General features: G+C 54.4%; 10 protein-coding genes and 1 pseudogene. 7 read left to right on the forward strand and 4 right to left on the reverse strand.

The annotated features are described in order from the left end of the window. Positions 1 to 1,114, forward strand: a 1,114-nt coding sequence (locus VFE46_13510) for a molybdopterin-binding protein (protein ID HZZ29011.1), incomplete at its 5' end; no start/stop codon positions are given. 11 nt (positions 1,115 to 1,125) lie between these two features. On the opposite strand, the gene VFE46_13515 is transcribed toward VFE46_13510, so the two are convergent. Together VFE46_13515 and VFE46_13520 are read right to left on the reverse strand one after the other, a co-directional pair. Beyond that, entirely contained in the window at positions 1,126 to 1,746 is a 621-nt protein-coding gene (locus tag VFE46_13515; protein HZZ29012.1) for a class I SAM-dependent methyltransferase, read from the reverse strand. Positions 1,747 to 1,793: 47 nt separating this feature from the next. After that, complete coding sequence (locus VFE46_13520; GenBank protein ID HZZ29013.1) at positions 1,794 to 2,381, reverse strand: hydrolase; 588 nt, start codon at positions 2,379 to 2,381, stop codon at positions 1,794 to 1,796. 102 nt (positions 2,382 to 2,483) lie between these two features. On the opposite strand from VFE46_13520, the gene VFE46_13525 reads away from it, so the two are divergent. From VFE46_13525 to VFE46_13540, 4 genes are all read left to right on the forward strand, one after another. Then, entirely contained in the window at positions 2,484 to 3,308 is an 825-nt protein-coding gene (locus VFE46_13525; GenBank protein HZZ29014.1) for a hypothetical protein, read from the forward strand. Positions 3,309 to 3,606: 298 nt separating this feature from the next. Further along, positions 3,607 to 4,149 (forward strand): ATP-dependent protease subunit HslV, encoded by a 543-nt coding sequence (gene hslV, locus VFE46_13530; protein ID HZZ29015.1) that lies wholly within the window; start codon positions 3,607 to 3,609, stop codon positions 4,147 to 4,149. Positions 4,150 to 4,159: 10 nt separating this feature from the next. Next, positions 4,160 to 5,494: an ATP-dependent protease ATPase subunit HslU gene (gene hslU, locus VFE46_13535; protein ID HZZ29016.1), complete on the forward strand. Its 1,335-nt coding sequence runs from the start codon at positions 4,160 to 4,162 to the stop codon at positions 5,492 to 5,494. A 78-nt stretch (positions 5,495 to 5,572) separates the two neighbouring features. Further along, positions 5,573 to 5,803 (forward strand): hypothetical protein, encoded by a 231-nt coding sequence (locus VFE46_13540; GenBank protein HZZ29017.1) that lies wholly within the window; start codon positions 5,573 to 5,575, stop codon positions 5,801 to 5,803. A gap of 17 nt (positions 5,804 to 5,820) precedes the next feature. Here the strand turns inward: VFE46_13540 and tsaE are convergent, their stop codons facing one another. Both tsaE and aat read right to left on the reverse strand, forming a co-directional pair. After that, positions 5,821 to 6,339 carry a tRNA (adenosine(37)-N6)-threonylcarbamoyltransferase complex ATPase subunit type 1 TsaE gene (gene tsaE, locus VFE46_13545; protein ID HZZ29018.1) on the reverse strand — a complete coding sequence of 173 codons (519 nt, stop codon included), beginning with the start codon at positions 6,337 to 6,339 and terminating at the stop codon, positions 5,821 to 5,823. Beyond that, positions 6,329 to 7,030, reverse strand: coding sequence for a leucyl/phenylalanyl-tRNA--protein transferase (aat, locus tag VFE46_13550; GenBank protein HZZ29019.1), 702 nt, complete (start codon positions 7,028 to 7,030; stop codon positions 6,329 to 6,331). The genes tsaE and aat overlap by 11 nt, the downstream gene beginning before the upstream one ends. Before the next feature lie 754 nt (positions 7,031 to 7,784). Here aat and VFE46_13555 point away from each other — a divergent pair. Both VFE46_13555 and VFE46_13560 read left to right on the forward strand, forming a co-directional pair. Then, on the forward strand, positions 7,785 to 8,978 hold the full coding sequence (locus tag VFE46_13555; protein HZZ29020.1) for a trypsin-like peptidase domain-containing protein: 1,194 nt from the start codon (positions 7,785 to 7,787) through the stop codon (positions 8,976 to 8,978). A gap of 111 nt (positions 8,979 to 9,089) precedes the next feature. Then, positions 9,090 to 9,246, forward strand: a pseudogene (locus VFE46_13560) (IS1 family transposase).

Here is a 9,246-nt window from a genome sequence, read left to right on the forward strand (position 1 = left end):
CGCCAACGTGCAGGTATTTCGCCAGGCTGCCCAACGTGCTGACCTGGTGATTGCCACCGGCGGCTTGGGTCCAACCGCTGACGATTTAACCCGAGAAGCCCTGGCCGCGGCTGCCGGTGTGGAACTGGTGCTTGATCCGACAGCGCTGGAGCGCATTGAAGGTTTGTTTTCGCAACGTAAACGTCCCATGCCGCTGCGCAACAAAGTGCAGGCTATGTTTCCGCGTGGCAGCCGAGTAATTCCCAACCCTGCCGGCACTGCGCCGGGAATCGACATCGAGCTGCCGAGGCAAGGTGGTTCTGCATCGCGGATTTTCGCTTTGCCCGGCGTTCCGGCGGAAATGCGAGAGATGTGGCAGCAAACCGTGGCGCCTACAATTTCCGCCATGCTTGGCTCACCACGGGTCATTCGACACAAGCAAATCAAATGTTTCGGTGTGGGCGAAAGTGATTTGGAAGCCATGCTGCCCGACTTAATTCGTCGGGGACGCGATCCTCAAGTGGGCATTACCGTGCATGGCGCGACCATCACTCTGCGCATTACTGCGGCGGGCGAATCGCCGGAAGAATGCTATCGGGCGATGGAACCAACCGTTGCAACCATTCACGCCTGTCTGGGTGATTTAGTTTTCGGCGAAGGGGACGATGAATTGGAACACGCGGTCCTGCGGTTGCTGACCGCACAGAAGAAAACTTTGGCCACCGCCGAATGGGGCTCTGGCGGGATGATTGCCACCTGGCTGGCCGACGTTCCGCCTAGCCGTGGGAGTTTTTTAGGCGGAATTGTAGTTCAAAATCATCAGGCATTGGCGGCCTTATTGGCAACGGAATCATGCCATGATTCATCGTCAAGCGAACATGAGCGGATAGTCAGCGAAATGGCACAAAAATGCCGAGAAAAATTGAGGACCGATTATGGATTAGCGGTTGGCGAATTGCCCAGGATTAATCCGCAGGTTATCGAAACGCCTCTGTTGCATTTTGCCGTCGCAGGACCAAGCGGAACGAAAGTACGTTCATCTCCTTATGCAGGCCATCCCGATATTCTCAAAACCCGTGGCGGCAAGCAGGCGCTCAATTTGCTGCGGCTGACACTGTTACACAGCAGAGAGTGAATAATGAAACTTCATTTTGTACGTCGAATCTTACAAAACCAAGCGTGCGGACCACCTGGGGTGAATTGCATCTGCGGTGATAAATTCTCCGCGACGCCAAAGCGGACTGCGTCAATCGATTCAATTTGCCAGCCATCGGCAAACGTTGTTTGTAACTCCTGCCGGAAGACACGACGCGGCCCATCTGTTCCCGGTTCCGCATCGCTAAAACACATCATAAAGAATCTGCCATTCGGCTTTAATACCTTGGCTAATTCGGCGACATACCGCATTCGATCTTCATCGGAAAATACATGAAACAAACCGCTATCAATGATGTTGTCGAATTGTTGATTAAGTTTGCTGAGCTGCAATGCATCTTGCACCAAGAACGTCGCATTGATGCCGCGCTGCGAGGCTTTCTTTTTGGCTCGTTGAATCGGCTCCTCCAAAAAATCAACGCCAGTGACTTGGCAGCCTTGTTGAGCAAAAAATAACGCGTTGTCCCCTGTCCCGCACCCGGTATCCAAAACGGAACCGCTGATTTCTGCTGCGGCCTTCACAAATGGTTCTTGTGGCCGGCTGATATCCCAAGGTGCAGCGTGATTATAAAACTCGCGAAATGTTTCTTTCGTAGGGATTTTGGTTTCCATGGAAGTGCCCACATTGTTGTGTTCGGTAATCTCGTTTGCCGCTTTGACTAATGCACAGGCGGTCGTTCCTGCACTAATTTGCTAATATTCTTGAACTGCGATGACTTGGAATCCTGGCACCATTCAAACAGCGCTGCTTCGACGGTCGTGAGCGTTGCGCCTGTTGCTTCCATGCGTCGCAGCGCGATTTCGTAATCGAAACTTCCGCGCGATCCAACAGCGTCTACGGCCACGTAAATGTGGAATCCTTCAGCCAGCAAATCAAGCACTGTTTGTTGAATGCACACATGGGCTTCGATTCCACAGACCAACCACTTGCGTTTATTTGACGCTTCCAGTTCACGACGCAACTCGATACAGCCGCTACAACTGAACGTGGTCTTGTGAAACACTTTATCTAGATGAGTTAGTAGCTCTGTCGCTGTGTGCCCCAAACCCTGCGGGTATTGTTCCGTGGCAAGAATTGGTAATCCTAAAAGTTTTGCCCCATCAATTAACCGTCGGATGTTCCATACAATTCGTGCGTAGCCGTTGATCAAACAAATAAGTTTTTGCTGCACGTCAATCACTAGCAACCCAGTTTCGCTGGCCGTCATTATTTCGGGACTGCGGGAAAGTATTGTGTTCGCGTCCATCCTGTGAGCATAATGCTGACCTGCCTCTGCCTGCTAGTGGTAAGGCGCCAATGTTGAACCGATCTTGCCCCAAGTCTCCAGCCATGTTAAACAGCGATCACGATGAATCAATTACCTGGCACGTCTGGCCCCATAGTCACGATCGGCAATGCGATTGCGTTGTCTGGTGCTATCGACCGACAATGGTTGGCAATTTCCATTAATCGTCGTCTTGTGCTCGATGGATTATGGTTTGCACGTCGTGTTCCATTGTTTCCAATTGAAAGAACATTTGATTTATCTGAAATCACGCTATTGCGCAAATCGGCCCGGCAACGAATCTCTTGGGCGGCAATTTTTGTCAAAGCCTATGCGCTTGCGGCACAACAACAACGTGCTTTGCGGCAAGCGTATGTGCGCTGTCCTTGGCCGCACTTGGTGGAAGAGACGCATAGCACTGCGATGGTCGTCGTGAATCGTCAATATTTAGGCGAGGATCGAATTTGTTGGGGGGCACTTGCGATGCCAGAAAATTATTCGCTCGTTCGATTGCAGCACTCATTGAATGCTTACCAAACAGAACCGGTGGAGCACATCTTTCGTCGCCAGGTTTTACTCAGTAAGATGCCTATGCTCTTGCGGCGATTCCTGTACTGGTGGAATATGAATTTCGGCGGCAGTAAACGTGCCCGACGGTTGGGTACCTTCACCATGAGTACGCTTGCTGGCCAAGGGGTATTAAATCGCATGCACCAAACTTTCTTGAGCAGCAGCCTTACTTATGGACCGCTGGATGACAACGGCCACGCTGTGGTCACGCTGCTTTGCGATCACCGAGTTGTCGACGGTATTGTGGCCTCGCGTGCAATGAGGGATTTAGAGGCCGCCTTACACGGCCCAATTGTGGACGAATTGAAAACTCTGCAATCGAGCCGCGCCGCCGCATAATGGCTGTGACAAACAGCTGGAATTTCGCAAAGCACATTGCAATCTCTGGGCCTGTGCAGTTGCGAGTAAGTTCGCATTCACAATCGCTTCCAACTACCATCCGTAGTTTTGCTCTGGCCAATTGTGCGCCTGAGACGCTAACTGCGAAAATTGTCGCCGGTACTCCCCCTGGCAGATGAATATGTTTTTGGCCATACTGGGTTCGTTCGTACAATTTTTGTGCGATTCTGGTGATGCTTTGGTGCCACAGGCAACGTACGCCGTTTAATTCTCTCCGTCTGCTGCTAATACTGACGACATGAAAGTTCACTCTACGACCATACTCACCGTGCGGCACAAGGGCAAAGTCGCCATCGGCGGCGATGGCCAGGTGACGCTGGGCAGCGCGGTAATGAAGGCCGATGCGGTGAAAATTCGTCGGCTGGTGGAAGGCAAAGTTGTCTGCGGCTTCGCTGGTTCTAGTGCGGATGCTTTTGCGCTGCTGGAGCGATTCGAAGCCAAACTGAAGGATTTTCCCTCCAACGTGCCTCGTGCGGCGACCGAACTTGCCAAGGAATGGCGCACTGATCGGGTGTTGCGTCGGTTGGAAGCGCTTCTGGCGGTTGTCGATGGGAAGCATACGTTGTTGATAACGGGAACTGGAGATGTCATTCAACCGACTGATGGCGTACTAGGTATCGGCTCTGGGGGATCCTATGCCGTAGCCGCGGCGCGCGCCTTGGTGGCACATTCAACGCTAACGGCTGGCGAGGTGGTACGGAAATCGTTGGAAATCGCTGCGGGAATTGATATTTATACGAACATGAACATCCACGTTGAAGAATTCGCCAGTGAGAGTTGAATTTGCTTCTATGCAAGAGCTCACCCCACGTCAAATTGTTGCAGAGTTGGATCGGCATATTGTCGGCCAGGCCGATGCCAAACGCGCGGTAGCCATTGCCATTCGCAATCGCTGGCGGCGGCAACAATTGCCTGACGACATGAAGGCGGAGGTCGCTCCCAAGAACATTTTGATGATTGGACCTACCGGCGTAGGAAAAACCGAAATTGCCCGTCGCCTGGCCAAGCTCACTGGCGCGCCGTTCATAAAGGTCGAAGCCACCAAGTACACCGAAGTTGGATATTACGGCCGCGATGTGGAAAGCATGGTGCGGGAGCTGGTCGAAAACGCCATTACGCTGGTCGCCGACCGCGAACGCAAGAACGTCGAGGAGGAAGCCAAACAGCGCGTTAGCGAACGCCTGTTGGATTTGTTGGCTCCCTTGCCTCCCAATTACGATACCACCAGCGATGGCCCTAATTCGGCCGACCGCCACGAACGCACTCGCGAAAAAATGCGGGCCATGCTGGCCGCCGGCGAAATGGAACAGCGCAAAGTCGAACTTACCATCGAGCAAAAAGCCGTGCCCATGATGTTCACCGGCATAGGCATGGAACAGGTCGATTTTGATTTGCAGGGCATGTTCGAAAAAATCCTGCCAAAGAATAGCATTCGCCGTGAAGTTACTGTGGCGGAAGCCCGGAAAATTTTGTTCGATCACGAATGCGATGCCTTACTCAACAAGGAAAATATTCATTCGCAGGCCATTTCGCTCGCTGAAAACCTGGGCATCATCTTTCTGGATGAGGTCGATAAAATCGTCGCCAGCGAGGGGAAAGGAGCCGATGTTTCCCGCCAAGGCGTGCAGCGCGATCTGTTGCCCATTGTCGAAGGCACCACCATTCAAACGCGGTATGGGTATGTCCGGACCGATCACGTATTGTTTGTGGCCGCCGGCGCATTCCATCGGGCTAAGCCCAGCGATCTGATGCCGGAATTGCAGGGCCGGTTTCCTATTCGAGTGGAACTGACGGATTTGACGAAGGACGATTTCATCCGCATTCTCAAGGAGCCCAAAAGCGCGCTCACCAAGCAGTATATCGCCCTGTTGGGCACCGAAGACGTGAATGTGGAATTCACCGACGACGCCGTCGACGCGCTGGCCGAGTTTGCATTCCGCGTGAATCAAACCACGCAGAACATTGGCGCCCGGCGGTTGTACACCATCATGGAACGATTGCTGGAAGAGTTGAGCTTCGAGGCGCCTGACATGCAAAAAGGACACGTGCCGATCAATGCGGCCTACGTCAAGCAGCGCCTGTCCGCTTTGGCTGAAGACGAAGATTTGAGCAGGTTTATTTTGTAAGTCGGCACGTAATTTGCTACGCTTTACGACGTCCGGAGAGTGCGCGAAAACCAATCTTTTATTCATGGAGAAATCACGATGAAACGCTTTACTTGTGCGCTGCTGATGGCCGCTGCGCTGCCATTGGCGGCTTGTAACCAACCGGGCTCGCAACCCAGCAATCCCAATCCCAATCCCAACCCCACTCCACCGCCGGCAAATAAGCCAAACGTTGATATCCAAGCACCAGGGGTAAACGTGCAATCGGATAAAAACGGGACGACGGTCAAGACGCCCAACACTGATGTTGATGTCAACAAAAATAAATAGCTGCCCGGAGCTCACGTTTAATTTTCATTGGCACGCCCCTTTCTTAGTGAAAGCCGGTGCTCCAGTTCCACGATAATTTCTTCGCAACGCACCCCTAACGCGCGAATTGATAACTGCCTAGCCGTCTGGCCGGTTGGCAAAATGGAAATCTCCAACCGGTCGGGCGGCAGGCAATTCGGAATTTTGTCTGCCCATTCGACGAGCGACCACCCTGGGCTGGTAAAATACTCTTCCGGCCCGAGCGCCGCGAATTCGACTTTGCTGTGTAGTCGATACGCGTCGAAATGATAAATCGGAACGTGGCCCGCATATTCGTGGACTAACACAAACGTAGGACTGGCGACCGTTCCTTCCTCCACCCCGGCTGCTTTCGCCACCGCTTGCACCAAGCGGGTCTTGCCTGCGCCCAGCGGGCCGATCAGCGCGATCGCTACGTTTTCCAGTTTCGCGTTCAGCAATACCTCGGCCAATGCGGCGCCAAACACCGCGGTGGCGGCTTCATCTGCGGCATCGAATTTCAATTCGTTACTTGTCATCGGTTCGGTAATCAGGCGGTTCCAAAGTTCCAAATTCCACTTGCAGTTCCAGGGCCTCGGCCAGCCGCTCCAAATATTCCATTCTGGGAATTTCCACCGCGCCGAGGCTGGCCGTGTGGTCGGTTAGTTGCTGAATATCCATCAGGCAGTAGCCGCGACGACGCAAATGTTGCACGAGATGAAACAGCGCTACTTTCGAGGCATCGCGCTGGCGAAAGAACATCGATTCGGCGGCAAATAATCCGCCCGTGGCCACGCCGTACACGCCGCCGGCCAGTTCGCCGCCGCTCCAGGTTTCCACGCTGTGCGCGTGTCCCAGCCGGTGCAGTTGTTCGTAAGCCGCAATCATTTCGGGCGTTAGCCAGGTGTGATTGTGTCGATCGCCCACCGTGGCGCAGCCGCGAATGACTCCGGAAAAATCCTTGTCGCCGGTCAACGTAAACCGCCCACCGCGAAGTGTTTCGCCCAGGCGGCGGGAAACATGAAAGCCATTCAACTCGAAAATTGCCCGCGGATCGGGCGACCACCATTGCGGTTCTTCCACGCCGTCAATCAGCGGCCAGGGAAACAGCCCATGGCGGTAAGCATCCAGGAGGTTATCGGGCCGCAAAGTTCCGCCGACGCATACCAGCCCATACTCGTTCGCCGATTCAGCGGGAGGAAACCATCGAGATGGCGGAAGTTCCGGCATGGTTTCCACAGTAACCGAAGAGTGATTGAGGAGCGAGGGGCGAAACGGCCAGGAACAACAACCAGCGGCAGACAGCGCAAGTTTTTCCAGCGCGCGGCGGCCAATCGCTACAACGGAAGGCGGCGAGTTTTGTCTGGGATTTTTTGTTTGGCGACAAAAAGGGGATGTTTTGTCAGCCGTCGGCCTTCTCCCGTTCAGGAAATTCGCGGGTGTTCGTGATCGAAGGTGTGACATAAGTCGGCCAGTTTGAGTTCGCGGTGAAGCATTTCCGATCGATTTGTTTGCGGTTGGTATCGGCGTCCGGCTGGGCCGGCTGCGAGCAACTTTCGGCTGGCGCTAGAGCGGCAATTGCAACAGCAAGCACAGCACTCGCGCATGCGGCGCGCACTATAACAAACGAGTGGCTCAAAAATGGGGAAAAATCTTTGCGGCCGGGAAAATTATGGGCAATTTTTTTCCGCGTTCACGATGCCGGGGGATTTGGTGGTGATGCACTTGGGATTTCAGGGTGGCGTGGTCGAACCAAGTGAGCCCACCGTGCCGCAATTCCGGAGGCTCGTTGCGCTTGTTCCCGGCCACCCATCCAGCTTCATGCCAAAGTTCATTACAATCCCGAGGCGTGGCCGGCGATGCCATTGCCGGCGGTATGCGGTATACTGGATTTCGCGGCCAAATTTCCTGCCGCGCGGGAACAATCGCTTCGCCATTGCAGCAGCGAGTTTTTCCGCCACACTCAACGCAAACTCCAGCCGTCATGGATTCATTCAATAATCCGGCGCCTCCGCAGCGGCCGGCCGGGCCGCCCACCGAACGAAGCGACCGGATGCCTAGCCGGTTGCCGTTTTTGCTGCTGCTTTTGTTGGGCGTAATTGTGCTGGCCTTCTTGCCGGCGCTGTTGGGGCAAATTGAATACGCCCGCACTAAGAAGGAAGTGCAGGCGCTACAGGAATCGCTGCCGGCGCTGAATTTGAAATCGCTCAGCAAGGCGTTCACGCTGGTGTATCGCAAGGTGAAGCCCAGCGTGGTGCACGTCGATACACGCCGGGAATTGCGGGCCCAGCGGAATGGGTTCGGCCAATTTTTTAACGGCGGGCCGCGCTCCTATGCCGAGGAAGGGGAAGCCTCGGGCTTTGTCGTCGATCCGGACGGTTACATTCTCACCAATTTGCACGTGGTGGAAAACGCCACGGCCGTCACCGTCACGCTGGAAGATGGCCGCGCGCATCCGGCGGAAGTGTATGGAGTAGAGCCAGGCTTCGATTTGGCGGTTTTGAAAATCGACGCCGCCGGGCTAACGCCGGTTACCTGGGGAGACAGCGACCAACTGGAAGTGGGCGAAATGGTGTGGGCCATTGGCAATCCGTTCGGTTTGGATCAAACCATTACCGCCGGCATTGTCAGCGCCAAAGGGCGCGACATTGGCGACAGCCCAATCAAAGATTTTTTGCAAACCGACGTGGCCGTCAACCCGGGATCCAGCGGCGGACCGCTCGTGGATGTGAACGGCGACGTGGTGGGAGTGAACTCGGCGATTTTCGGCCGCACGTACCAGGGCATCAGCTTTGCCATTCCCAGCAACGTGGCGAAAACCATTTACGAAAAAATTCGGAACAACGCCAAAGTGATTAGCGGTTATCTGGGAGTGGGCTTAGCTCCGGTTACCCCGGCGACAATTGCCCAGTTGCGACTGCAAGTGCCCGCCGGCCAAACGACCGGCGCCGCCGTAGTGGCCGTGACCGGCGGCTCGCCGGCCGAAAAAGCAGGCATAGAACCGGGGGATGTCATCATGCAGTGGAACGGTCTGCCGGTGACGGAAGAAAACGAATTCAAGATGATGGTGGCCCGGACCGAAGTCGGCACAAAAGTGCCGGTGAAAATTATTCGGGATGGGAAAGAACAAACGCTGGAAGTGAACGTGGTGGAGCGGCCGGCCCAGTTGCTGCAGTGAGAGCAGTAGGTGGAGTTAGTCTTAACAGAATGCTACGGACATTTGGGCACTGTACCCGGCTATTGAGCAAGACCTACTAGGCCAGCAAACGCAGAAAAGCATGCCGTGTTTGGCAATCCTGACCCGGATAAAATTTCCACAAGTTACTCAGAGCGGCTCAATCTTTCACTGAGAATGCACGTTCGCAGATACACGCGTTTGACCAATGCCCATAGCAAAACCATTCGCCACCATGCGGCAATGACAAGTCTGTTTGTGGCATGGTATA

The organism is Pirellulales bacterium (assembly GCA_035656635.1).
In the GTDB taxonomy this organism is placed as follows: Bacteria; Planctomycetota; Planctomycetia; order Pirellulales; family JADZDJ01; genus DATJYL01.

Excerpts from the sequence above, each read along its gene's own strand:
- VFE46_13515 (HZZ29012.1), bottom strand. The coding sequence starts at position 1,746 with ATGGAAACCAAAATCCCTACGAAAGAAACATTTCGCGAGTTTTATAAT.
- VFE46_13555 (HZZ29020.1), top strand. The coding sequence starts at position 7,785 with ATGGATTCATTCAATAATCCGGCGCCTCCGCAGCGGCCGGCCGGGCCG.
- tsaE (HZZ29018.1), bottom strand. The coding sequence starts at position 6,339 with ATGACAAGTAACGAATTGAAATTCGATGCCGCAGATGAAGCCGCCACC.
- VFE46_13540 (HZZ29017.1), top strand. The coding sequence starts at position 5,573 with ATGAAACGCTTTACTTGTGCGCTGCTGATGGCCGCTGCGCTGCCATTG.
- VFE46_13520 (HZZ29013.1), bottom strand. The coding sequence starts at position 2,381 with ATGGACGCGAACACAATACTTTCCCGCAGTCCCGAAATAATGACGGCC.
- hslU (HZZ29016.1), top strand. The coding sequence starts at position 4,160 with ATGCAAGAGCTCACCCCACGTCAAATTGTTGCAGAGTTGGATCGGCAT.
- hslV (HZZ29015.1), top strand. The coding sequence starts at position 3,607 with ATGAAAGTTCACTCTACGACCATACTCACCGTGCGGCACAAGGGCAAA.
- VFE46_13525 (HZZ29014.1), top strand. The coding sequence starts at position 2,484 with ATGAATCAATTACCTGGCACGTCTGGCCCCATAGTCACGATCGGCAAT.
- aat (HZZ29019.1), bottom strand. The coding sequence starts at position 7,030 with ATGCCGGAACTTCCGCCATCTCGATGGTTTCCTCCCGCTGAATCGGCG.